Source organism: Paenibacillus castaneae, assembly GCF_002884445.1.
Classification (GTDB): Bacteria; Bacillota; Bacilli; order Paenibacillales; family Paenibacillaceae; genus Pristimantibacillus; species Pristimantibacillus castaneae.
The window spans coordinates 1,341,174-1,366,983 of the sequence record NZ_KZ614144.1; the positions used below are offsets into that span (position 1 = coordinate 1,341,174).

Annotated in this window: 21 protein-coding genes; 17 read left to right on the plus strand and 4 right to left on the minus strand. The window is 44.9% G+C overall.

The features are described 5' to 3' along the window. The first annotated feature begins 222 nt into the window (after window positions 1-222). From CEF13_RS05685 to CEF13_RS05725, 9 genes are all read left to right on the plus strand, one after another. On the plus strand, window positions 223-984 hold the full coding sequence (locus CEF13_RS05685) for an SDR family NAD(P)-dependent oxidoreductase (protein ID WP_102709820.1): 762 nt from the start codon (window positions 223-225) through the stop codon (window positions 982-984). A gap of 16 nt (window positions 985-1,000) precedes the next feature. Next, the gene (locus CEF13_RS05690; RefSeq protein ID WP_102709821.1) at window positions 1,001-2,878 is read left to right on the plus strand and encodes a cache domain-containing sensor histidine kinase; all 1,878 of its coding nucleotides are present in this window, start codon (window positions 1,001-1,003) and stop codon (window positions 2,876-2,878) included. After that, window positions 2,875-4,164, plus strand: coding sequence for an ABC transporter substrate-binding protein (locus CEF13_RS05695; protein WP_102709822.1), 1,290 nt, complete (start codon window positions 2,875-2,877; stop codon window positions 4,162-4,164). Before CEF13_RS05690 ends, CEF13_RS05695 begins: the two co-directional genes overlap by 4 nt. Before the next feature lie 14 nt (window positions 4,165-4,178). Beyond that, window positions 4,179-5,282, plus strand: a complete 1,104-nt coding sequence (locus CEF13_RS05700) for a LacI family DNA-binding transcriptional regulator (RefSeq protein WP_102709823.1) — start codon at window positions 4,179-4,181, stop codon at window positions 5,280-5,282. Window positions 5,283-5,826: 544 nt separating this feature from the next. Further along, window positions 5,827-6,015: a hypothetical protein gene (locus tag CEF13_RS05705; protein ID WP_102709824.1), complete on the plus strand. Its 189-nt coding sequence runs from the start codon at window positions 5,827-5,829 to the stop codon at window positions 6,013-6,015. Window positions 6,016-6,154: 139 nt separating this feature from the next. After that, complete coding sequence (locus tag CEF13_RS05710) at window positions 6,155-6,754, plus strand: GNAT family N-acetyltransferase (protein WP_102709825.1); 600 nt, start codon at window positions 6,155-6,157, stop codon at window positions 6,752-6,754. Between the two features lie 26 nt (window positions 6,755-6,780). Further along, window positions 6,781-7,488 (plus strand): hypothetical protein, encoded by a 708-nt coding sequence (locus tag CEF13_RS05715; RefSeq protein WP_170067038.1) that lies wholly within the window; start codon window positions 6,781-6,783, stop codon window positions 7,486-7,488. After that, window positions 7,488-8,039, plus strand: coding sequence for an RNA polymerase sigma factor (locus tag CEF13_RS05720; protein ID WP_102709827.1), 552 nt, complete (start codon window positions 7,488-7,490; stop codon window positions 8,037-8,039). The genes CEF13_RS05715 and CEF13_RS05720 overlap by 1 nt, the downstream gene beginning before the upstream one ends. Next, complete coding sequence (locus CEF13_RS05725) at window positions 8,036-8,326, plus strand: hypothetical protein (protein WP_102709828.1); 291 nt, start codon at window positions 8,036-8,038, stop codon at window positions 8,324-8,326. Before CEF13_RS05720 ends, CEF13_RS05725 begins: the two co-directional genes overlap by 4 nt. Before the next feature lie 26 nt (window positions 8,327-8,352). Here the strand turns inward: CEF13_RS05725 and CEF13_RS05730 are convergent, their stop codons facing one another. After that, window positions 8,353-9,804, minus strand: a complete 1,452-nt coding sequence (locus tag CEF13_RS05730; RefSeq protein ID WP_102709829.1) for a phosphotransferase family protein — start codon at window positions 9,802-9,804, stop codon at window positions 8,353-8,355. A gap of 235 nt (window positions 9,805-10,039) precedes the next feature. On the opposite strand from CEF13_RS05730, the gene CEF13_RS05735 reads away from it, so the two are divergent. Beyond that, entirely contained in the window at window positions 10,040-10,870 is an 831-nt protein-coding gene (locus CEF13_RS05735) for a class I SAM-dependent methyltransferase (RefSeq protein WP_243864934.1), read from the plus strand. A 143-nt stretch (window positions 10,871-11,013) separates the two neighbouring features. On the opposite strand, the gene dnaN is transcribed toward CEF13_RS05735, so the two are convergent. Together dnaN and CEF13_RS05745 are read right to left on the minus strand one after the other, a co-directional pair. Beyond that, the gene (dnaN, locus tag CEF13_RS05740) at window positions 11,014-12,141 is read right to left on the minus strand and encodes a DNA polymerase III subunit beta (protein ID WP_102709831.1); all 1,128 of its coding nucleotides are present in this window, start codon (window positions 12,139-12,141) and stop codon (window positions 11,014-11,016) included. Between the two features lie 23 nt (window positions 12,142-12,164). Further along, entirely contained in the window at window positions 12,165-12,407 is a 243-nt protein-coding gene (locus CEF13_RS05745; protein WP_424992000.1) for a ribbon-helix-helix protein, CopG family, read from the minus strand. 297 nt (window positions 12,408-12,704) lie between these two features. Between CEF13_RS05745 and CEF13_RS05750 the strand changes: the two genes are divergently transcribed. From CEF13_RS05750 to CEF13_RS05780, 7 genes are all read left to right on the plus strand, one after another. Continuing rightward, entirely contained in the window at window positions 12,705-14,090 is a 1,386-nt protein-coding gene (locus CEF13_RS05750) for a UDP-N-acetylmuramoyl-tripeptide--D-alanyl-D-alanine ligase (protein ID WP_102709833.1), read from the plus strand. A gap of 175 nt (window positions 14,091-14,265) precedes the next feature. Next, complete coding sequence (locus tag CEF13_RS05755) at window positions 14,266-15,423, plus strand: substrate-binding domain-containing protein (protein WP_102709834.1); 1,158 nt, start codon at window positions 14,266-14,268, stop codon at window positions 15,421-15,423. A 277-nt stretch (window positions 15,424-15,700) separates the two neighbouring features. Further along, window positions 15,701-18,784, plus strand: coding sequence for an alpha-mannosidase (locus CEF13_RS05760; RefSeq protein ID WP_102709835.1), 3,084 nt, complete (start codon window positions 15,701-15,703; stop codon window positions 18,782-18,784). Further along, window positions 18,781-19,692, plus strand: coding sequence for an ABC transporter permease (locus tag CEF13_RS05765; protein WP_102709836.1), 912 nt, complete (start codon window positions 18,781-18,783; stop codon window positions 19,690-19,692). Before CEF13_RS05760 ends, CEF13_RS05765 begins: the two co-directional genes overlap by 4 nt. A gap of 13 nt (window positions 19,693-19,705) precedes the next feature. Beyond that, entirely contained in the window at window positions 19,706-20,602 is an 897-nt protein-coding gene (locus CEF13_RS05770) for a carbohydrate ABC transporter permease (RefSeq protein ID WP_102709837.1), read from the plus strand. Window positions 20,603-20,655: 53 nt separating this feature from the next. Further along, window positions 20,656-22,335: an extracellular solute-binding protein gene (locus CEF13_RS05775; RefSeq protein ID WP_243864936.1), complete on the plus strand. Its 1,680-nt coding sequence runs from the start codon at window positions 20,656-20,658 to the stop codon at window positions 22,333-22,335. A 13-nt stretch (window positions 22,336-22,348) separates the two neighbouring features. Continuing rightward, complete coding sequence (locus CEF13_RS05780) at window positions 22,349-24,535, plus strand: hypothetical protein (RefSeq protein ID WP_102709838.1); 2,187 nt, start codon at window positions 22,349-22,351, stop codon at window positions 24,533-24,535. Between the two features lie 97 nt (window positions 24,536-24,632). Here CEF13_RS05780 and CEF13_RS05785 read toward each other — a convergent pair whose 3' ends face one another. Beyond that, window positions 24,633-25,808 carry a glycoside hydrolase family 130 protein gene (locus CEF13_RS05785; RefSeq protein WP_102709839.1) on the minus strand — a complete coding sequence of 392 codons (1,176 nt, stop codon included), beginning with the start codon at window positions 25,806-25,808 and terminating at the stop codon, window positions 24,633-24,635. Window positions 25,809-25,810: the final 2 nt, after the last annotated feature.

The window sequence follows — 25,810 nt, forward strand, 5'->3', positions numbered from 1 at the left end:
ATATACATGAAAATAGTCGAAATCACAAGGAATATTGCTTAAAATCATAGTTCGAGCAGCTGATAAAGATAACCAATTTGTAAATTAATTCGCCGAGTCATTTACATGTATGTAAATGAGGTACTTATTTATGCCATTAATAAAAGAGTTGAGTTTTTTGGTAGCATAATTAATAATAAAACATATAACAAATCCGTTTCGAATAGAAAGGTGATATATACCATGCAAATCGATCTGACGAATAAGACTGCTTTAATAACGGGAGCAACTGGCGATTTGGGTCGTGTTATGGCACGTACATTGGCGAGCTGCGGCGCTAACATCGTACTGCACTATCATAATAACGAATCAAAGGCGAAAGAGCTTCAGGAGGAAATTACAGCGCTCGGAAGACGCGCAATAACTATTCAGGCAGACATTACGAATGAGCAGCACATTTACGCGATGAAGGAGCAGGTTTCAAAGGAGCTTGGTCATGTGGATATCGTTGTGGCTAATGCGGTTATTCAATATCAGTGGACAAGCATTCTCGAGCAGCCTATCGCTGATTATGTAAGCCAATTTGAATCTTGTGTGCTTCAAAGCGTGTATTTGGCGAAAGCATTCGTTCCCGCTATGATTGAACGCAAGGGAGGAAGAATCATTGGCATTAATACGGAATGCTCCATGCAGAATTTCCCCAGCCAATCAGCGTATACGGCTGGAAAGCGGGGAATGGACGGCGTTTACCGCGTACTCGCGAAAGAAGCGGGCGAGCATGGCATTACCGTTAATCAGGTTGCACCGGGCTGGACGATCAGCGATCGCGACCGAGCAAGCCATACGGAGGAGAACAATGATTATTCACGCAGCGTACCTTTGAAACGCAGAGGCACTGATCAAGAGATCGCGAATACAGTCGCTTTCTTAGCATCGGATTTGTCGAGCTTCATAACAGGTGCTTACATACCTGTAAACGGTGGAAATGTAATGCCGGCTATATAAGAATAGGGGAATTGGAATGAGCTTGAAAAAACGCTCGCAGCGCATCTGGGCGGCTATTGGCGGAATGAGAATGGAAAGGAAGCTGTTTCTTGTCTTCCTGCTGCTAATAACGCTGCCCTTATCGTTTATTGGCTATATCTCTTATAGTAATTACTCGCGATCCATTGAAGAGAAAACGATCGTGTATTCAACCAAAATGCTGGAAAATATGATGGTGCGAGTGGATGACTATATTGAGGATATGAGTAGAATTTCATCAATTCCCGCCTATCAGGATGATATTAAACAAAATTTGATTCAATCCAATTCGTATTATGAGAAGCGGCAATCAGCTGCAGGAGAAAACTCGAATCAAATGCCGGATGATTTCAACCTGCTGCTGAAAATTCAAAGAGGCATAGAAGGAAATATTTCTTTCATCAATGCGATTAAACGTGGAGCGAATTCGGTTTATATATTCGATCAGTATGGGAATGGCTACTATTCCACGACGGGCGGCGGAATTCGGCTTAATGTGAAGGAAAGCTACGAGAACTGGTTGGAGCAAATAAAGTCCTCGGGCGGAGAAGCCAAGCTATTCAGCACGGAGAAGTATACTAGTAATTTGCAGAGCGAGAGATACGTGTTTACGATTGTTCGCAAAGTGATCGACAAGCAGCTGAAGCCGATCGGTATGATCGCGGTAGATGCCAATATAAGCGTCATTGAGGATCAAATGAGCGAGCTGGATAAGGTGACAAGCGGCAAGTCAGTCATTATAGATGAGCTTGGCAATGTCATATACGACAGCGATAAAGAGCGAATGGGTACGAATATTGAAGATGATCCATCTGTTGTACAGGCGACAGGGACGAAAGGAAGCTTTTATCTGGAGAGCGATGGCTACAATCGGCTGTATATTTATACGACATCGCCTAATACGAACTGGAAGGTTATTACATCGATTCCGGACAGTGAGTTGACCAAGGACGCAGTCGTTATACGCAATGTAACCTGGATCGCTACAATTATAACGATAATCGTCGCTTTGTTCATTTCCTTTGTATTCTCATTCGCGTTAACAAATCCGCTTCGCAAGATGATGCGCTTGATGAAGAACGTGCAAGAGGGCGATTTCAATGTTCAGTTTCAGGTTAAGCATCGTGATGAGGTTGGACAGCTGGGCAACCAGTTCAATCGAATGATTGTCCGAATCGACCATCTAATCCAAGACATATATGTTATGGAGACGAAGAAGAAGGAAGCGGAGCTGCAGGCCTTGCAGAGTCAGATCAATCCGCACTTCATGTATAATACACTGGAATCCATTCGGATGGCAGCTGAGCTGAATGATGATCATATCGCTGCGGATATGATTGCTATACTTGGCAAGCTGCTGCGCTACAGCATTAGCGATTTGCATGAGGAAGTGACGCTGGAAAACGAAGTTGGGCATATGCACAATTATGTGGAGATGCTCAATTACCGCTATCCCAATCGCTTTCGCTTGGAGACGGACATCAGTGAAGAGCTGCGAAGCTATCCAATCATTAAGCTGGTACTGCAGCCTATAGTGGAGAATGCCATTTATCATGGCATGGATGATAATAAGCCCTTTATGCGCATTGAGCTGATCGGAGAATGCACACAGCATATTCTTTTGCTTCGAATTAAGGATGATGGAGTCGGAATGGATATGGCAACGCTTGATCGTTTAAATCGATCTCTTGCAGGTATTGAGATAGAGGATACCGGCGAAAAGCAGAAAACAGGCGGTATTGGCTTAAAAAATGTGAATGAACGCATTAAGCTTCATTATGGCAATGCGTATGGCTTAAAGGTAAAGAGCAAGCCGAATGAAGGCACGGAGGTTATTTTACAGCTCCCATTAGAAGCAAGGAGAGACGCAGAATGAACAAATACACTTCTATGCTAGTGCTTGTTGTTCTGTTAAGCATAATTATAATTGCTGGCTGCGAGAAGGAGTCAATAGGCCAAACCGCAGAAACGGATATACCCAATGCTGCCAACCAGCCCGATGATCAAGTGAAGCTCAATGTTCTGACGAACCGAGTTGATCTCATTGAGAATGGTGTTTTTCAAAAATACGCCGATAAGTTTGCAGAGCTAAATCCGGGTGTGACCGTGCAATTCGAGGGCATAACGAATTATGTCAGCGACATTATGATCCGTTTTTCCACCGGGAGCTTCGGAGATGTGCTGCTGCTTCCAAACAATATCAAAAATGAGGATTTGCCTAATTATTTTGAGCCGCTGGATGAAAGCCTGTTTCAGCATATTCGCTTTGCTGACTTTAAGAAGTATGGAAATAAGCGCTATGGAATTGCTACGGGTGCTTCGACAACGGGGATTGTATATAATAAGGCAGCCTTTCAAGCAGCAGGAATTACCGAAGTCCCCACAACGCTGGATGAATTCTATAAGGCTTGTGAGAAGCTGAAGGAAGCAGGCATTGTTCCCGTTTATTTGAATTATGGCGCACAATGGCCGCTCATGTCATGGAGCGAGGACCTCGTCAGTTATATGACGGGAGACGCGAATTATTTGAATAATATGGCGTTTACGGATGAGCCATGGGCTATTGATAATCCGTGGGGACAAGCCATATCCATTGTAAAAACATTGATAAATCGCGGATATGTGGAAAAACAGCTGCTAACTAACCAATGGGAATTATCAAAAACAGAGCTCGCGCATGGCAGAGCGGGAATGTATTTGATGGGGAATTGGGTTATTAACCAAGTGATTGCGGCTGGGGCGAAATCCGAAGACATTGGATTTTTTCCATTCCCTTATGATAATAGCGGCACGCGCTTTGCACCGCTCAGCCCGGATTGGTTTCTTGGCGTCAGTAAATTTAGCAAAAACAAACAGTTAGCGGAAGCTTGGGTAAAGTTTTTCGTAAACGATTCCGGGTATGTAGATGATTCAGGCTTTCTGCCTGTGGATGATAATAAGGAACCTTCGCTGCCGCAATTCCAACAGTTCCTATCCTTTAACATTTCATTTCTAGAGCGGCAAATAGCGAGTGACCAATTTCTAGAATTGGCAAATACGGCACGAATTGAGTTTTGGTCTGGAAACCATATTCAAGAGTGGATTGCCGCACCTGATTTGAATACTATTTTCAAACAGTACAATGAGCGCTGGAAAGAAGCGCAAAATATTTCGAAAAGTTAAGGTGGAGTACAGCGATGTCTAAGAAGATCACGATGCAGCAAATTGCCGACCATTTGGGCGTTTCAAAGTTTGTTGTTTCTAAAGCGCTCTCTGGCAAGGATGGTGTCAGCGAGACGACGAAGGAGCGGGTTCTTCAAGCCGCCTCACAGCTCGGTTATTTTTCGCAAAAAAATTCGTATGTCAAAACAATGAAGCTGGAACAGCTGCCCAGAGTACCTGCAGCAGGGAAGCAGTCGGTACTTGTGCTTATGCCTAATATTCGGTTTCAAACAAAGGAGTCCCTATATTGGGGGCGAATTTTGGATGGCATTGCGTCGCGGCTCGAAGAGGATGGCTACGGTATGGTCATCGTGTCAGAACAGAGTGTTGACCATTTCGTTCATTTCTTGAACCCGAACGGCATATTAGGACTTATTGGCGTAGGTGAAATATCAACTCCACTGCTGCTGGAGGTACATCGAATCGGCCTGCCAATGGTGCTTGTCGATCATGAGGATATGCTGATTCCAACGGACACTGTATTTACGAATAACTATGAATGCATGTATCGCCTAACGAAAAATTTGATCGGTAAAGGCCATAAGCAGCTTTGCTTTATCGGCGATATATCTTATTCGAGAAGCTTCAAGGACCGCTTCCTAGGCTTCCGAAGCGCAATGGAGGAGCAGGAAGACGCTGAGCGTGGAGCCGGAGCAGGAATGGATATGAACGGCAGCAAGGAGGGGGGCTTGTTTTCTGTAGAAGGGTTTGAGCATGAGCAGTTCCAAGAACCAATTAAACAGTGGGCAAGCAAACGGTTAAAGGCTAGAACGCTTCCAACAGCGCTTCTCTGTGCGAATGACGAGATTGCCATTGGAGCGGTAAATGCGCTTAAGGAGCTCGGTGTAGCTGTACCGCAGGACGTGTCAGTTACCGGATTTGATAATATTGATGATTCATTCCGCATGACTCCCGCACTAACGACGGTTCACGTACCTAAAGAATCGCTGGGCAAACGTGCGGTTGAACGATTGCTTGGGCGAATCGCGAGCAAAGCGGAACCGATGGAGAAGCTGCTGCTGGCAGGGGAGCTGCTTTACCGTGAATCGACCGCACAAGCAAAGCATTTAACTAAATAACGAATGTTATAAGAAGGAAGACCAGCAGCAGATATCATGGCAGCTGGTCTTCCTTCCGTTTTAGATAGTACTGCGCTTTCAACCTGCCCAGTACTTGCCGAAAGAGCGCAGTACCGCCGATCCTCAGATAATAGAGCTAATTTCTAGCTCTAATCCACTCAAAGTAATCCGTTTTTGTGGAATAGAGCTAGATTCTAGCGTTATTCCGCTCAGAGGTCACCAACTAAGGCCAATTCCGCCGAATCCCCCGCCAATAGAGCTAGTTTCTAGCTCTAATTCACTGAAAAGTATTAGAATATGCGAAATAGAGCTAGTTTCTAGTTCTATTCTGTCCAGCCCTCACCGAATGATCCCAATTCCACAACACTCCCTCAATAGTACTGTTTAGTTATAGTCATTTATTATCTTCCAGATGCCAACTAAAAGGAATTATAATACAAATATTGAAGCGTTTAGAATCGATAAAGTGAACTTGTATTTAATTTGTCCGTAATCGCTTTGGAAAGCAGCAGAACAAAAAAGAAGCAGAAAGGAGGAATGGACAATGGCAAAATCTAAAAGGGGACGCACACTCTGGAATCTACCTTCACGCGGCAGGGGAACATGCCCCGTTTGCAGCCGCTCAAGAATAAAATTATTGTATCCACGCGCCACATCTAGCGGCACTTCGGTAACCGTATGTAAACGATGTGTGAACGCAGATCAAACGAAGGTTGATGCAATTACCGGATAAATAAAAGCATAAAGGAAAAGGCTGCAGGCGATTAAGCACTGCGGCCTTTTCCTTTATTTAGGTTCCGCTAAAAGGAAAAACAAACTCAATCGAGAATGTTAATTTATGGAACCGATTATATCCAAAGGAGTTTGACTGGATGCTATTTGATAAATTGGAAGGTGAGCGTGTCGTATTAATGCCGTTAGCAGAGGAGCATATCGAACCTTTATACGAGTGCTCCAGAAATCCGATCATTTGGACTCATTATCCAATCGAGATTTCTTCTATCAAGGATATGGAGACGTTCGTATATAAGGCTCTGGATGGCAGAAAGGAAAACGAACAATTTCCATATGCCGTATTTGATAAAAGCCTGAATAAAATAATTGGTACAACCAGATATTTGAGAATATCGGACGTTAATCGCAATTTAAATATTGGTTCAACCTGGTACACGCCTGAAGTTTGGCGAACAAGAGTAAATACAGAATGCAAATATTTGCTGCTGCGCTTTGCGTTTGAACAATGGGCGGCTGTTCGAGTTGAAATTATTACGACTCCGGATAATATGAGATCGCAAAAGGCAATTGAACGATTGGGTGCATTAAGAGAAGGGGTATTTAGAAAGAAATACAACCAAAGAGATTATGTTATATATAGCTTTATTGATGAAGAGTGGAAAGAGATAAAAGAACGGCTTGAACGCTTTTTGAATGAACCCAACACTTTGCCAACTATAACGTCTTCATTATTATAACAATTATTTTTTATGGAGGATGAATAGTGATGAATCAAATCGAGAACGAAGTAAACACCAGGAAAGGTAAAATAACTCATCTTGCCCTGTTGGATCTTAGAAATATGCGATCTATTGATGAATTACGTAATGTTACATCAATCCATCTTATTGGAACAATCTTGATTTCTGATGCATTTCAAGGCAGCCTTGCAAGCATTCCAATGAGTCATGTGGGTACAATAGTAACCATTCCGGAGGGAAGCAAAGTAAGGCAGTTAAGCGGAACTCTGAAAATCGGCGGAGATTTTCTGGAGAATGCAAGTGGCGATAGCGAAGAAATATTAGTTATTTCCGGAGAATTGTATATTACTTCGCCTTTCACAAAGGTTGGATTTAAAAGCCTAATCATTACAGGACAGTTATACGTCCCAAAGGGAAGCGAAGGAGCTCTCAGTTCCGTTATTTCACAAATGACAGGACAAATTATTTATTGCAAATCACTAAATTATAGAGTATTTACAGGAAATGATCGTTTTGACAAGGATTTTTTCAGCTACATGAAAGAGCCAATAACGATGATTCTTATGGGGGATTACGTGATAGAATCCGATGTGACTGTCGAGATTTTGCAAGAAAAAGTTTCAGAAATTATATTAATGGGCAAGCTCGTAGCTGCCAATAAGAAGCTCGTTCCCCTATTGCTTGCTCTGACAGAAGAGAAAATGGGTGAAATTTTGTTTGAGGCTCAATAATGAGCGATAAGGCATATGAATCGTTTTTTAACCAAATGTATGACCAATACCACAAGGCTGTTTATGCCTATATATTAGGGCGTGTCAGCAGCAAGGATAGTGCGAAAGAATTGCTTCAAGAAACTTTTCTTCGAATATGGAATCATATTCATATTGGATATGACATGGGACTGGATAAATCCCGATTCTGGCTTTTTAAAATAACAAAAAACATTATAACGGATTATTATCGGAGCCGAGCATCTCGTTTGAAAGCAGAAGAGCAGCTTAAAGCGAATCCCCTACTGCCCGCCAATTCGGTTCACTCACCGGAGGAAGCCTATCAAAGGAAAAATGATATGCGCCTCATGGAAAAAGCTATAAATAACTTGCCAGAACAATTACGCATTGTACTTGTTATGCAGGTGATCGGCCATATGAATAGTACCGAGATAGGAGAAATAATTGAAATCCCGCCCGGGACAGTAAGATATCGTTTAAGCTTGGCACGCAAAAAACTAATAAATGAAATGAACAGTATGAATTCAGTTGGAGAGGAAGCCTACCAATGAAAGAAGAGGATAAGATCCATTTATTATTCCAGATGGAGGATGAGGATGCTCAAATTGATCTATTGTTAACAGAGTGGTCAGAAATACATCAAATCTCCAATAGTGAAGCCAATAGCATTCGCAGCGCCATAATAGAGCAAGAAACGGGATTAAGTGAGCTCTGGTGGTCTACCTTGTATTCGCGGATCAATCGGTCTATCTCTTTCTCTAATCAGCGCGCCGAACAATCTTTGAATCGACTATCTTCCATGCAAGCTCATTATATCAATATAAGCTGCCGCGGTTAAGAATCGGCAGCTTCATCGAATGAATTTTAATTTATAGGGAGATCCCTTAGCTTACAGTAAACCTGCACATCTACGATCTCCTTCCCTTTGCCTGTTCGTACGGCTGCCTGCCGAATGGAGTCTTCAGCAATGAAGCCATTACGGAGCAGTTCCTTCTTGGCATATTCGTCATGTACAGCTACTTCAATAAAAGCTTTTGTCATGGAGACTGTTTCAAATAAGTATGCCAACAAAGTTTTTATTGCATCAGCAGCAATATCAGAAACGTCAGTAGATCTATTCATATTGTATTCAATCATGACCTCCTTAGCCTTTACGCTCATATGAGCCTTCATTATGCCAACTAATCGGTCACTATTCTCAGTGCTGAAAACTCCCCAGGTGATGCACTTTTTCTTATAAAAGCCGCGTTCGAAATGACTGACCCAGTTCAATAATTGATTTTTATCGCAAATACGATCGATATAGTAAATGCCGCACATATCATCAACATGGGTTTCATCGATTTTCTTCAGAACGGTTTCCTTAGATTGCAGCAAGGGAAATTGCTTGTAAATGGTATCGAGGCTGCTGGTTTTACTCGTTATTTTTTTCTTCGGTTTAGGTACCTCTGCAAATTCCCATTCTTTTAGATAGGAGTTCGCTTTTATCATTTTTTTCACTCGATCGAGAGTTTTAGGGCCTGTCGGTACAAATCCGCTTCTCGTATAAATAAGCCACTTAAGACATACTATCGCTTCAAAAACTTCGATTTCTTCCTCGGGGATAGGATTTTCTTTTAAATATGCAGCTCGGAATACCGATGTTTTCCATTCGGAAGGAAACAAAAGTTTATTGAGAACCAGAGATTGTGCGAAATCGAATCGCGGATCGCCCATCTGCCCGTTTGTCCAATCAATGACTACATATTGACCATCTTCGCCGACAACATTAGACCAATGATAATCACCATGAATGATTCGATTTTGCTTTATGGAAGCGATTTCTACTAAATGGACAAGTGCAGCACGAATATCTGGATATTGATCAATATCTGAATAAAAATAATCGATAAAACCGTAGTTTGCCAGCTGCTGTCGTTCATCCTCGTTAACCTTTATCTTATGTATGCTAGCTAATAAACATCCGAAATCATGGAATGCCTTTGCATCGTACTTGGATTCATGGCCTCCTGCATAAGTCGTCAACAAAACCTGAAACTCGTCCGAACGGTTCGCTCCCCAAGCAACAGGGCTCGGAACGGAGATGCCTTTATTTATCAGCAGCTTAAGCAATTGATATTGCAATTGGATGTTTGGCCTGGAATCCTTATTCCATGTTTTTAATACAAAGCTTTTCTGATCCAAGTCCAATCTCGCAACCTCGGCCTCAAAACCTTGATTCATCGTATGTATAGCTGCGTCATCTATCCGATCTAATAAATGCTTCCATTGTTCATTCTGTTCATGCCACTCTATATCTACCAAAAGTTTTTCCATGGAGGCAGCTCCTCTTTCAATAATGGGTGTCCTTGTACTTTGTAAATATTATACTAATTTTTTCTAAAACTGTAATGCGATTATTGATTGGAAAAGATAAGAATTAATCCTGTGCTGATGAGCATTTTTCCTTCATTAAAATATGAAATATTAGTTTATAAAGCTTCTCTTTTAAAGAAAATAATTTTACCGTTAAATGGGGAGAGAGAATGAAGAAGGAAAAGGAGTGAAGGAAATGAAGCACAGCTCAACCTATAATATTCAGAACAGCAGTATTGGATTGGAAGCAGAAATAATCCGCCTAAAGGTTCAAGCATTAATGGCCTGGGAAAAAGAATATCGCTCTTTGCAATGGTTTGGACTGCAGGACGGAATGATGGTGCTGGACGCTGGATGTGGTCCAGGCTTTGTGACAGAAAAACTAATGGAGAGCCTGCCAAATAGCGAAATAACGGCTCTAGACATAGACGAACAATTGATTAATCAAGCAAAATCCAGGTTGGAGCCGCTCTCAGAGGCTCGGCTTCATTTCGTACAGGCTTCAATATATAACACGGGATTCCAAGACGAAGTATTTGATTTTGTTATTGTACGCTTGCTGTTTCTTCATCTTCATCATCCTTTAGAAGCGGCAAAGGAACTAATGCGGATTCTCAAACCAGGTGGTAAGCTTGTTATCATCGATATTGATGACGGTTTATTTGGGGTTATTCATCCGGATATGGACGACCTGCCTTCCATATTACAGAAGATAGCTAGGTCTCAACATGCCAAAGGAGGAAATCGTTATATTGGCAGAAGCCTGCCGCGCTTACTAACGGAGGCAGGTTATAGGAATGTCGATATGGATGCCATCATTCAGCATAGCGATCTGCATGGCGTCGAAGGCTTTAAACAACAATTTAATACTAATCGATTCAAAGGCATGCATGATATTGGAATAATATCGGATAGCGAATTTGAATCTATGAAGAAGTCGTATGAGGAGCTATCCAATTCGGAACAATCCTATGCCATGATGATATTCTTTATAGCATGCGGTTCGAAGCCGCTTGGCGATTTATAGTTATTTCTGATCTTCCAAATACGGCATTACATAATCGATCATTTTGATTGCGGCGCTTATCCGCCCTTGTACTTATAGAGCTCCACCATTGTATCCCTCCTCCATCAAAGAATATTTATACATAAAATGAAGCTAATTCTGAATTAATCGCGCCATCTAATGGGAGTAATGATGTACAAAGAGTTAGTACTATCCATAGGCTGCACGATGATCGGGCTCCATTTGCCGTTTAGTCTCAGCATCACCTTACTGCAATCCACCGCACCTATAATATCAATCATATATTTTCCATTAAAATAAATTGAGATCGCTTCTCCCATACAGGCTTCCATATCGACTTCTTCCATTACATCTCCTACTGCTGTTGTTTTGGAAGATAATTCAACTTTATGATAGGAGATGATGTCCAGCTTTACAACATCACTGTCCCCGGCTAATAGAGATACACGTTCAAGGGCTCGCAAAAAATCATTTCTGTCTAGAGTTATCTCAGTTGAAAAAGAGTCTGGCTTAAGTCTGTCGGTGCAAGGATAGCTGCCTTCAAGTAGAGAGGATTGCATGAGTAGGCTGCCTGTTTTCAATACGATCATATGATCTTGGATGCATATATCGGTTGTTGCAAGCTCATCATTTAACATGCGAGAGAAGTCGATAAGATGTTTTCCTGGAATAATAATGATAGCAGCAGTTGTTAGAGCGATATTCTTAATAGGAGTTATTCTTGAAGCTAAACGAACGCCATCTGTTGCTACCCATTTAACCTGATTATCTTCCCTTATACATGCTACACCAGTTAATACAGGCCTTGATTGGGAAGATGAAATGGCAAATGAAACCCCGTCGATTATTTTTTTGAGAGAGCCATTTGGAAAGCTCATTGTATGGGAGTAATCGGTCTGAGCGACCTGAGGAAATAGTTCAGCGTTCATTCCGCATAAATGATAAACCGCCTTACCCCCTTGAATAATCACCTTCAAATCTTCATTGCTCCCAAGGGAGAGTGAGCCTGTCGGCAAATGACGTACGATATGGATGAAATAATATGCTGGTATAACGATACTGCCCATTTGCTTGATCTGCAATTGTTCGTTATCACAGGGGATATGATAGTGCAGAAGCAAGCCTGTTTGACCAGCTGTAAGAGACAATCCAGCAGCGTCAGCTTGCACTTTAATGCCAGACAGAATAGGAATGACGTTTTGCGATGACATGGCTCTAGAGACGGCCTGCAGCGCTTTATATAATAATGGTTGTGCTATCTCAATTAACAAAAAGCCTCACCTATCCTTCGGCTTTACTTAGTCAGGCAAGCTTCAATCATTCCTCGTAAAAGCTCCGATCGTGAACAATGCTGCTGACTGCACCTCTTATCAAGCTCATCCCATATTTCTTGGGATAAGGTGAGAGATACCTTCTTTGTTTCTCCGATGCTTTTTCTGCCTGCGCCTTCACGGGGGCCCCCTCTTGTAAACATCATCGATAGCTGCCCTTCGTTTTTGGGAATGCCCAGCTTTAGTTTCTTCTCATCCAATTCCATCACACCCTGTTACATTGAAATAGGTTACTTAATTCAAACTTCATCTATCTTCACTTTATCATAGGTGGATTTAATTGGCAATGACTTTGAAAATACAAAAATGGCATAAACAAAGTTTCACTTGTCAGTTCATCAGTAAGTGGTAAAGTAAAATAGACGGATATTTACCGGAATAAGGAAGAAAAGAAATAATGAAAACGCAACATGCTGCTTCGTCGGAGGAGAAAGATGAGGAAGAAACAACATCATGTTATTTGTGTCATAGTTATAGGAAGTAATGAATTAGGGGGGATATGAGTGATCACGCGTTCTATTGAGGAAATAATAAAAATGGCTGGCGGTTCCCAAAGTACAGAGGACTTTCAGCTATTCCCTAATCAAATGGTTCATGGCGTCTCCATTGATTCCAGAACCTTAACGGCTGGAAATTTATATATTCCGATCGTCAGAATAGACGATGGACATAAGTATGTAAAGCAGGCTTTTGAGAAGGGAGCAGTTGCATCCTTATGGCAAAAGGACCATTATCCGCTTCCAGAAGGTGTGCCCCTCATAGTCGTGGATAACACACTGGAAGCACTTCAACGTATAGCCAAAACTTATCGGAGCCAATTAAACAGCAAGGTGATAGGCATTACCGGCAGCAATGGTAAAACCACAGTTAAGGACATGGTGGCGTCCTTGCTGAGCACCACCTATAAAGTTCAAAAAACACAGGGAAACTTAAACGGGGAGTATGGACTTCCTTTAACTTTGTTAGAAGTAGAAGAAGATACGGATATTGTTGTTCTGGAAATGGGTATGAGCAATAGAGGAGAAATCAAGGTTTTATCCGACATTGCAAAGCCCGATATTGGGATTATTACGATGATAGGTGTTTCTCATATGTCCAGTCTTGGCTCCAGGGAAGCAATTGCTGAAGCTAAGTTAGAAATCCTCGAGGGACTAAACCCTGCTGGGACCTTCATTTATAACGGAGATGAGCCATTGCTCGTTAATAAGCTTGCCAGAACAGAGCTTCCACCAACCCTATCCACGCTCCGCTTTGGACAATCAGCCGACAATGAATATTATCCGTTGAAAGCAGCACAAAACGCTTCCCATCTGGCCTTCTCCATAAACAGACATAAGGAACAATTTCGTCTGCCTCTGCTAGGGAGCCACAATATTAGCAATGTGCTTGCCGCGATTGCTGCTGCCGATCTCTTTCATATTCATCCAGACGATATTCAATCGGGACTTGCAAACGTACAGCTCTCTGCGATGAGAATGGAACGAATACCTTCTTCCAAAGGCTTCTTAATGATTAATGATGCATGGAATGCTAGTCCCGCCTCAATGAAAGCGGCAATAGAATCGATTGTTAGCTTAGATGGTTTTAATAAAAAGGTATTAGTGTTAGGAGATATGCTGGAGCTAGGGGATAAAGAAATTGAATTTCATGCGAATATTGCCCAAAGCATAGATCCTGCACAAATACACACCGTATATACCTTTGGAACGGTAAGCCAAATTATTACGGATATCCTTCGGGAATCCACCCTAGAAGGGGAATCGAAGCATTTCACATCCAAAGATGATCTAGCGGCTGCATGTCTTGCGATACTTGATGCAAATGATCTTCTATTAGTGAAAGGTTCGAGAGGCTTAAAGCTGGAGGATATTTGTAATATTTTAAAATAAAACGCAAAGTAATAGACTTACGCTGTAATATAACGTATTGTCATTTTCGAATTAGTGCTACAATATACATATTATATATATATATTAGCTGTTTCCCATCTATATGGCGCTATTGCTTAATAGTGAGTAACCATATAATATATATTACAAATATTAATATGAATGGTGATTGCAAATGAGTTCAACAGTGCGTACGCCGCTTTACCAGAAAATCCAGGATTATATCCGTGACCTGATTGCAACGGAGGGCTTGAAAGCTGGAGACCGCGTTCCAACCGAAAAGGATCTAATGCAGCTCTTCAATGTTAGTAAAATTACGGTTGTCAACGCCATGGTAGGTTTAGCGAATGATCATATTATTACTCGAGTGCCCGGAAAAGGCAGCTTCGTCAGCAGCGGCGAGCCGGAAGAAATGGAGGAAGCGCTGCCCGCAGCGCCGACAATCCATGTAGAACGAGCAGCTGTCTTAGGAAGGACGCGCATCATAGGTCTCGTCATGCCGTCCATTTATGATTATTTTGCCATTCGTTTAATCGAAGGCGTACAGAGAGCGCTCTACGAAAAAGGCTACCGCAGCATGATTCTGCTGTCCGGGGGAGATGTTGACAGGGAGAAAGAGGCGTTCAAAACGCTGAAGGAAGCGGGAGCAGAAGGTCTTCTAGTCTTTCCTGTGGATGAAGAAAACTATAACGAGGAAATCATAAGCATGAAGTTCAGCGGTTATCCGTTTGTGCTCATTGACCGCTACCTGCCGGGTGTAGAGACCAATTATATCGCTGCGGATGGAAGGCTGGGTACAAGCCTTGCCGTCGATTATTTATGGGAGCTCGGACATCGGGAAATTGCTATTTGCTCCGATTCTCCTTTGCAAACGATTACGGTGCAGGAACGGATTGAAGGCTATATGGATGCTTTGAAGAACAAAGGAGCGCTCATTAATCCCGCCCATATGATTACCGAATTTCAAGTAGGCAGCCCAAAGGATTCGGAGAAGCATCCGTTATACCGTTACATTCGCAGCCGAATGGCTACGGCATATATTACGCTTAATGGAAGGCTTGGCGTTCAAATTTACCAGATGGCCAAAAAAGCAGGGCTGCAGGTGCCGGACGATTTATCGATTATTAGCTTCGACGATCCGACATCAATCGTTGAAGAGTTCAGCGTATTTACGCATATAAAGCAGTTTGAGCATGAGATGGGCTATCGCGCTGCCCAAACGCTGCTTGGCATTATCGAGAATGGAACGAACGACAGCCATAAATATACCAAAACTTTAATCAAGCCTGAGCTTGTTATCGGACAAACAACGGGTTCGAATCCCACGATCTAATCAAAAGCATATACTTTTTCAAAAAATCTTTTCCATTATGGAAAAGATTTTTTTATTTACATATTGAATATATAAAATGTATATATTATTATATGTATAGGCTGATTGTTATGAATTGTCATATACGAGAGATTCGAGTATTGAATGATTGATTGTGTTGAACCTATTGAAGTGAACAAATTGAGATCGCTTACATTACATTTTGTGATGTCAGAAGCTCTTGCAAACAATGAAATCGGAATGAAAGCTATAACCGAATGATAAAGGAGACCTCCAAATGCCTTATGAAAAAGTGAGAACGGAGCAATTGAAATCGGCGCTGGAACGATTGAAAGACCAAATCTATATGCCACTCTCAGAGCTGAATGTAACAGCATGGGTTACGCAGGAGCCGGTCTCCTACGAGGCTAGAGAGTCAGGCCAGCGAATCGAACTTACTCCGGGAGACCGGTGGGGGAGCCTATGGGATTGCGCTTGGTTTCACTTCAGCGGGAAAGTGACTGAAGAGGCGAAGGGTTCCAAGCTTGTGCTCCTTATCGATGTCAATGGTGAGCTTTGTCTTGTTGATGACGAGGGAACGCCTGCTCAGGGGCTTACCAATATCAATTCAGAGTTCGATTACGAGCTTGGACTTCCAGGTAAGCGGGTCGTATACATTAGCGAAAGCTCGACTGGTGATGAAATAATCGATATATGGGGCGATGCTGGCTGCAATGATTTGTTCGGACGCTTCCGAAGCGGCACATTGAAAGAAGCGTTGATTGCGGTCTGCCGCGAAGACATTCGCCAGCTGTACTATGATGCAGAAGTATTGCTGGAAACAGCGGAACGCCTGCATGAAGGGTCGGCGCGCAGAGCGCGTATTTTTCAAGCGTTGTACGATGCATCGAATGTGCTAATTGCGTTTACCGAGGAACGGGTCGCTGAGGCGGCTCGCCTATTGCGGGAACAGCTGGAGAAGCGCGGCGGTGATCCATCGCTTACCATAAGTGCTGTTGGCCATGCACATATGGATTTGGCGTGGCTCTGGCCGATAAGAGAAACCATTCGCAAGGGGGCTCGTACATTTTCAACCGTTCTGCGAATGATGGAGCGTTACCCCGATTACATATTTGGGGCGAGTCAGCCACAGCTTTATGATTGGATGAAGACGCATTATCCGAAGCTTTATGCGAGCATCAAGGAGCGCGTTCAAGAAGGACGCTGGGAGCTGCAGGGAGCGATGTGGGTCGAGTCAGATACGAATGTGCCGAGCGGAGAATCGCTGATCCGTCAAATTCTTTACGGAAAGAGGTATTTTCAAGCCGAATTCGGTCAGGAGATGAAGTCGCTTTGGATGCCTGATGTATTCGGTTACACCGCGAGTCTGCCCCAGATTTTGAAAAAATCGGGCGTTGATTATATGATGACCCAGAAGCTGTCATGGAGTATTTACAACCGTCATCCTCACCATACCTTCCACTGGGAAGGCATCGACGGTTCGCGTGTATTGACCCATATGCCGCCAGAGGATACGTATAACAGTCCGGCCGCTCCGCGCTCGATCCTAAAAGCGGAGAAAGAATATTTAGATAAGAATGTGTCGGAAAATTGCTTGATGCTGTTCGGTATCGGTGATGGTGGAGGCGGTCCAGGCGAGGAGCATCTCGAGCGATTGCAGCGGGAAAAAAATATGCAGGGACTTAGTCCGGTCGTTCAAGAGCCTTCCTCCATCTTTTTCGAACGGCTGTCTGAAGGCTCGAAGCGCTACGCAACTTGGTCTGGTGAGCTTTATCTAGAGAGGCACCAAGGCACGTTGACGAGTCAAGCCCGGAACAAACGCTATAACCGGAAGCTGGAGAAATCGCTGCGTGAACTCGAATATGCAGCCGTAATAGCTGGACTGATGAATGAGAGCGATTATCCTGCCGAGGAGCTGGAGCGCATATGGAAGGAAGTGCTGCTCTATCAGTTCCATGATATATTGCCTGGTTCTTCTATTAAGCGAGTATACGATGAATCGTTGGAGCGTTACGCTGTGCTGCTGGACCGAGTCGAGGAAATGATTGGAGAGGCGTACGAAGCCGTTGCTGGAACGCTTCCCGCTGACAAGGGTTCAGATGTTTTCTTTAACTCCTTGTCCTGGGATCGGGAGGAATGGGTTCATAAGGACAACTGCTGGATGCGCGTTCAGGTTCCTGCTATGGGCTACGCCATAGTGAATAGTGATTTTCTCAGCAAGGGGAAGGCCGAGACGGCGGCAGCAGTGGAAATCATGGAAGCAGCAGTAAATGAACTTGATCATACTGTATTTTCGGATATGAGAGTATCGGCTGTAAACAGACAAGTGGAAAATGATTTGCTCGCGGTTACGTTCGATGAGGATTTCACCATCTTGTCTATAAAGGATAAGGAAAACGGAAGAGAAATTGTTCCGAAAGGCCAGAGAGCTAACGAGCTAACCCTTTATCATGATGAAGGAGATGCTTGGGATATTAAACAGGACTACCGGGAAACCGTGGGAGAAGCACTTCACCCTGTCGAGTCGTCTGTATTTCAAGACGGGCCAACAGCTGGCTTGCGGCTCACATACAGGTTCGGCCAATCGACATTGACCCAAAAGATTACGCTGACGCATGGCAGCCGCCGCATTGATTTCGCTACAACGGTAGACTGGCAGGAATCTGCAAAAATGCTGCGAACATCTTTCCCGGTTGATATTCGGACGGACAACGCAAGCTGCGAAATCCAATTCGGCTACATTAAGCGGCCAACGCATCGCAACACGCTGTGGGATTATGCGAAGGATGAAATATGTGCGCATCAATGGATTGATCTTTCGGAGCCGGATTACGGAGTAGCGCTGCTTAATGATTGCAAGTACGGACACCGGGCTTGGAAGAATGTGCTCGATCTAAACCTTTTGCGAAGCACATCCTATCCCGATCCTGAAGCGGACCGCGCTGAGCATTCATTCACTTACTCGTTATATCCACATCAAGGGGATCATGTTAAAGCTGAGGTCTATAAGCATGGCTACGAGTTGAATGTACCGTTGCGTTCTGTTCGCGTAACTGCCAGCGGCACGGATTGCAGCCTGCCTGAAGCGAAATCATTTCTAAGCGTAGATCATCCGAACGTAATGGTGGAGACGCTGAAGCAAGCAGAGGATGGCGGTGACCTGATCATCCGTTTATACGAGACCGCTGGTACTCATTTGACGTTCAAGCTCTTTGCAGACATCCAACTAGCAGAAGCATGGATTACCGATTTAATGGAGGCTCCAATTGACACTATCCATGCGGAGAACGGAGCATTCACGTTATCCTTCACTCCGTTCGAAATCAAAACAATTCGATTGGCTAGGAGGCAGGGCATATGACGCAATCTGTATTATGGAAGCGAATTTGGCGGCACAAGCTGTTGTATGTGTTTATGCTGCCCGGCATCATCTGGTTTTTTCTTTTCTCCTATGTCCCGCTCTTCGGCATTCAGGTTGCTTTTCGTGATTTCAAATTTTCTGGGGGCTTCACGGGAAGCCCTTGGGCAGGCTGGAAATATTTCGAGCAATTCTTTTCCTATTATCAATCATTAGATTTGATTCGCAACACGATTATTATCAGCCTTATGAAGCTCCTTATTGGATTTACGATGCCTATTCTGTTAGCTATTCTGTTGAATGAGGTTCGTAACGTTAAATTCAAGAAGACTGTGCAAACGCTTTCGTATTTGCCCTATTTCGTATCCTGGATCGTCGTTGTCACGCTGATGCAGCGAATTCTGACACCGTATGGAGGTCCGCTCAATGATTTCCTGAGTTCCTTAGGCATGGAGCCGATTCAATTTCTGAATAATACGACATGGTTTTATCAAATTATTGTAGGCTCGGATATTTGGAAAAACATTGGATGGAACTCGATCATTTATATGGCCGCTATTGCTGGCATCGACCAGCAGCTTTACGAAGCAGCAAAGATAGACGGAGCGGGACGCCTTCGCCAAATGTGGCATGTTACACTGCCTGGCATTCGCAATATCGCAGTCATTCTGTTCATTCTCTCTGTCGGCAGTCTGATGAGCGCCGGCTACGAGCAGCTGCTGCTCCTAAACGGCCCAGCTACCTCGGCAATCGGCAGCGTACTCGATGTGCATGTCATTAGCGCCGGTATCGGCGAGGGACGACTAAGTTATGCGGCCGCAGTCGGATTATTCCAAAGCATCATTGCGCTCATTCTAATCGTAACTGTTAACCGAATTGCCCGTAAAGTGAGCGACGTATCCCTGTTTTAAGGAGAGGTTTGATATGGCAAAGCGCCAATTTTCCATTTTCAACTGCTTGAATTATATTTTTTTGACGCTGTTTGGTTTATCGATGATCTATCCGTTTATTTATATTCTGGTCTACTCGCTCAACGACGGCAAAGATTCGATGATGGGTGCTCTCTATTTCTTTCCCCGCAAATTTACGCTGCACAATTATGCGGAGGTTTTCGATAATGCCCGAATATGGAAGGCTTATCAAATCACCTTGCTTCGCACGGTGATCGGCACGTTTCTGCACGTAGCGCTATGTACGCTGATGGCTTATGCGCTCTCCAAAAAAACGCTGCCAGGGCGCACCTTTTTTACCTATTACATTTTTTTGCCGACGATCTTCAGCGCAGGCTTCATTCCGTATTTCATTACTCTGCAGAAGCTGCATCTTGTAAATAGCTTTTGGGTGTATGTCATTCCGATGCTATTCAGTTTCATGCATATCGTCATTCTCCGCACGTTTCTGCAAGGCATTCCGGAGGAACTGGAGGAATCGGCACGCATAGACGGATACGGCGACCTTCAGATCTTTTTGAAAATTATTTTACCGTTGTCTGGCCCGGTTCTTGCGACCATCTCTTTATTTATAGGCGTTACGCATTGGAATGATTGGTTCACCGGCGCCTATTACGTGTCCAATAAAGATTTGATTCCTGTTCAGACGCTGCTGCAGCAAATGCTGACCGAGGCAGAATCTCTCTCCTCCTCCATGCAGAGGGCGGCGCAGCAGGGCGGCCAGACCGTCAGTGTCAATATGGCGGGAGCAACGCCGGAATCACTTCGGATGGCACTGCTCGTCATTACCGTGTTTCCGATATTATGCATATACCCGTTTTTGCAGCGTTACTTCGTCAAGGGCGTCATGATCGGCTCTGTCAAGGGATAATCGTCCGCAAGCAGGACTTTATCATATCTTATTCCGTTTAGGGGAGGGTTTTTATGAAGAACAAAAGAGTAAAAAGCACTTCGTTATTTCTTGCGGTCGTTCTAATGGCGGGAGCGCTGTTCGGCTGCAGCAGTAACAATGGCGACGGGAAGGGCAACACGTCTTCGAACAACGGGGGAACTACGAACAGCGGCAATGCAAATAAAGAAGTAACACTCAAAGTCCTTCACAACTGGAATGGTTCAACAGGCAGCGATGTGGATATGACGGCGGTTGAGAAGGTTATTAAAGAAAAAACAGGCATTACAATTCAATGGGAATACACGAAAGGCAGTGAGGTTGAGAAGGTGAATACCATTTTCGCGACCCAAGATATGCCGGACATTTATACGGGTCCAGCTTGGGGCGGCGAATTAGACGGCATTATTAAAGCAGCTAAGGAAGATCAGCTGGTCGATTTATCGGATAAGCTTGATAAGTATCCGAACCTCGCTAAAGCGATAGCGGAGGAGAATGTTCCGCCCGCCCTTTACGAGAAAGCATTCAATGCCTACGGCGGCAAGCAGTTTTTGCTATATCAGAACCATCCGGCAACGCCTGAGGATGCTATGGATTGGCTTTACGGCTTCTATGTACGCAAGGATATTGCCGAAAAGATCGGCGTTGATCCGCAATCGGTTCATACGAAGGATGAGCTGTACAGCTTCCTGAAAAAAATTAAGGATGCTGGACTCAGCGAGAACGGCATGCCAGTCATTCCGCTGGGCGGCTTCCATGACGGCTGGGCAGTCGGTATCGCGAATACGATGTTCTACGGCTCTGGTTATATAGACAAAGGCGATGGCACGCTGGAGAACAGCTTCTTCACGAAGGCTTACGAGGACTATACGCTTTATTACCGCAAGCTGCTTGCTGAAGGGCTGTTGGATCCAGAAGCATTCACACAAACAGATCCGATTGCGAATGAGAAGATTAAACAGGGCCGCATCGCTGTATTAGCTGCTCACTATCCCGCTATTCTTGATGCTTCCAAGGATTATGTGAAAGCGCATCCGGGCTCCGATTATGTTCCTGTTGGACCTTTGGAGCGTGCAGGAGCCGCAGCAGACCGTCCTGTTGACCTCGGCATTCAAGGCAATAACGTAACAGTTATACCGAAAAAATCGAAAAATGTAGACGCAGCGCTTCGCCTGCTGGATTATTTGGCTTCTGACGAAGGGTTCCTGCTCGTTCGGTACGGCGTACAGGGCGTGCACTGGGATATGGAGAATGGCAAGCCAGTAGCCAAAAAAGAGTGGTTCGATAAATTTACAGAAGATACAACAGGCAAGCTGAGGAAAAACGAAGGAATCAGCATCGGTCTAGAGAGCATGTCGGGTCAAGACCGGATTAATTCGGTCGGCGGCGGAGATATTTGGGCGGATCAGGAACGTCTTGCCGCTATGGATAATGCGCGCAAAATTCTCCGTCCTAATGGAATCAGCGTTATATCGGCCTATAATGCAGGCGATGTGATAATGAAGTCTGATAAATGGGAGACGCTGAAGCCATCGATGGACAAAATAGGCGACGTCTGGAAGGTTGCAATTTTCGCCAAATCCGATGAAGCGGCGCTTAAAGTTATTAATGATCTCCGCGGACAGATGAACAAAACGGGATATCAGGAAGCGATTCAGTTTACAAATGAAAACCTGAAGGGCAAGGAAGTTGTTTTGCTTCAAATGCCGAATTAAAGGAGGATGCGATTTGGCCATAAAGTCGCAAGGCCGGTCGGAATGGACCGGTTTTCAGGAATCGAGGCCATACGGTCCGAAGTATGATTTGCGAACTGATTTTGTTATGGTATACGGAATATCAGATGATTTGCCGGAGCGGATAGAAGGCTGGAGAAAGGCTGGCTATACGATCCATTTAATGACGGGCGTGTCCTGGGGAGAATATCAGGACTATCTGTACGGTCGCTTCGACGGTCGCGAGCACTGGGATGAGGCTCAGATGGATCGAAGCGGCAAGCATCTGCTTCACGGTGTGGATGTTCCATATATGGTTCCAACCGTGGCGTTTGCCGAATATTTAGCTTCTCATATCAAGCGAGCGATCGACTCCGGCGCAGAGGCGATTCATTTGGAGGAGCCGGAATTTTGGGCAGCCTCTGGATATTCAGATGCCTTCAAGCGAGAGTGGCTCAATTATTATGGCGAGGAATGGATTCCACCCCACTCCTCGCCGGACGCTCAGTACCGTGCTTCCAAGCTGAAGGCAGCCATGTATTACCGAGCGCTTGATCGTATTTGCAGCCAAATGAAGGAGTATTCCCTTGTTACCTATGGAAGGGTCGTACGCTTCTATATTCCTACCCACAGCTTGATTAATTACACGCAGTGGCGAATTATTAGTCCTGAGGCGCTGCTTGTTTCAATGCCTGGCTGCGACGGGTTCATTGCTCAAATCTGGACGGGGACAGCGCGAACGCCTAACGTATACAAGGGGGTACGCCGAGAGCGAACCTTCGAGACGGCTTATTTGGAATATGGAATTATGCAGGAGCTTACGAGAGGCACTGGGCGCGAAATGTGGTTTCTTCATGATCCCATTGAAGATAACCCCCGCTATAGCTGGAGTGATTACCGCAAAAACTACCGCTCTACTGTCGTTGCTTCTCTGCTGCATCCTGAGGTGAAGCAGTACGAGGTATGCCCTTGGCCGCGTCGTGTATTCGAGGGCAGCTATCCGACGGAGGACGGGAAAGGGAAAGAAACCATCCCTGGCGATTATGCCACAATGCTTCTGACCGTCATGAATGTGCTGCGCGACATGCATAAGTTTGAAGAGTCTGCTGAAGAAGACGAGTATACAGCTGGAATAGGCCTTTGCTTGTCCAATTCTGCCATGTACCAACGAGGCGATGTCATCGCTGATGAAGAAGCGGCGAGCGATGGCGTCAAATATGATGGCACCGCTTCTGCCGAGGAGCTGAGCGCTGAGCAGAAGGAGCTTCTTGATTGGTCTGCGTTCTACGGCTTAGCTCTTCCGCTCGTTAAGTCTGGCATTCCGCTTAGGCCGGTGCAGCTCGACAACATTCTGACCTTCCCTGGTTATTTGGATGGCTACAGAGTTCTGCTGCTCAGCTATGAATTTATGAAGCCGGAGCATCCAGGCATTCATCAAGCGATTGGACAATGGGTGAGGGAAGGCGGAATTCTAATTTATGTTGGTGACGGTTCGGACCCGTTCCACGACGTTCGGGAATGGTGGAACCGCGACAATGGCCGCCGCTCTTATGCTAGGCCTGAAGAGCATTTATTCGAATCGCTGGGCTTGAGCCGAAATCCTGAAGCAGGGGAATATGCAGTAGGCGACGGTGCTTTGTTGTTTTTCCTAGAAAATCCGGCGGAGCTTTCCCGTTCAACGGCAGGGGCAGAGCTTGTAAGGAATGCCGTAAGGCGGTCGCTCGAAATTCGTGGAGAAATGAATGAATACAAAGAGAGCGATACGCTGCATATTAGACGCGGGCCATATGTCATCACTCATATGCTGGACGAGAATGAGGCTGAGAAGCCGATTATCCTGCAAGGCTTGTTCATTGATCTGTTCGAAGCGGGCCTGCCGGTGAGGAGCTCCGTGGAACTGCATGCTGGCGAGGATAGCCTGCTGTATGATTTAAACTACGCAAGCAAGTCGCTTGGCGGAACGAGCATTCTCGTCAGCTCGTCGCGGATACGAGGCGAACGGACGGATGGAAACCGGATCACCTTCGTATCAGAGGCTCCGGCTGACATTATGGTTAGTACGCGTCTTCGTGTGCCGGATGAGCCGCGCAGCGTCAAAGCTGGAGACAAAGTAGCAGCATTCCAGTACGATGCGGATTCAAGCACGGTGCTCATTCGTTATCCTTCTGCTCCGGAAGGCATAACGGTCGACGTGGAATGGTAATACAATAACAATAGCATCACTAAATTTTAAGTATTTGCCATAACGAAGGGGTGTCCCGTAATGTCTGTTAAGACATGCGAGACACCCCTATTCGGTTCTAGCCTTGCAGCTGCAAATTACGATCGATCAAAGCAATGCGCTGTTCCACGCATGCGTGGGAACGAAGCGGGTCTTCCGGCGTGTTGATGCAATAGTCTAGCAATTGATCAACCGTTGTAGCTGCAACATGGCAGCGTGTGTCAGATGATGCATAGTAGATGTATACTTTGCCATCATCCTGCGCGATTACCCCGTTGCAGAAAGCAACGTTCGATACGTCTCCAACGCGCTCGATGCCTTCTGGCGCGAGCAAGTGTCCGCCTGGACGGTGCGTTACTTTGTTTGGCTCTTGAAGGTCGGATAGGAAAGCGTAAAGCACATAACGCAAGCCGGCAGCTGTGTTGCGAACGCCGTGCGCAATATGAATCCAGCCTTTATCGGTCTTGATTGGTGCAGGTCCTTGGCCGTTCTTTACTTCCTTAATCGTATGATAATGGCGTTCGTCGATAATAATCTCGCTCTCTACGACTGCATTCTCGATTGTATCGGATAGACCCCAGCCAATACCGCCGCCTGAACCTGTATCAATGAAGCCATCCTGAGGACGAGTGTAGAACGCATATTTGCCATCAATAAATTCAGGATGAAGCACTACGTTGCGCTGCTGGTTGGAAGCTGTTTTCAGATCAGCAAGTCGCTCCCACTGCTTCAAGTCCTTCGTTCTGACGATGCCGCATTGCGCGATTGCGCTGGATAGATCGCCCTTCGGTGCAGCCGGGTCTTTTCTCTCCGTACAGAATAGGCCGTAAATCCAGCCGTCCTCATGCTGCACAAGACGCATGTCATACACGTTAATGTCCGGATCACTTGTTTCTGGAAGAAGGATAGGATGGCTCCAGAATCGGAAGCCTTCTACTGGACTGTCGCTTTCGGCGATTGCAAAGAAGGATTTGCGGTCATTGCCTTCAACGCGAGCAACGAGATAAAACTTGCCGTTCAATGAGATTGCACCTGGATTGAAAACACAGTGGATGCCAAGGCGCTCCATGAAGAAAGGATTAGTTTCCGGATTGAAATCGTATTTCCAAGTAAGCGGTGCGTGCTCAGCAGTCAAGACCGGATGGATATAGCGATCGAATACGCCATTTCCAAGCTCCACCGGCTCGTTCTTGCGCTGAACGAGCGCCTCATAGCGTTCTGTCAGCAATTGCTTGCGTTCATTGAATTTACTCATTG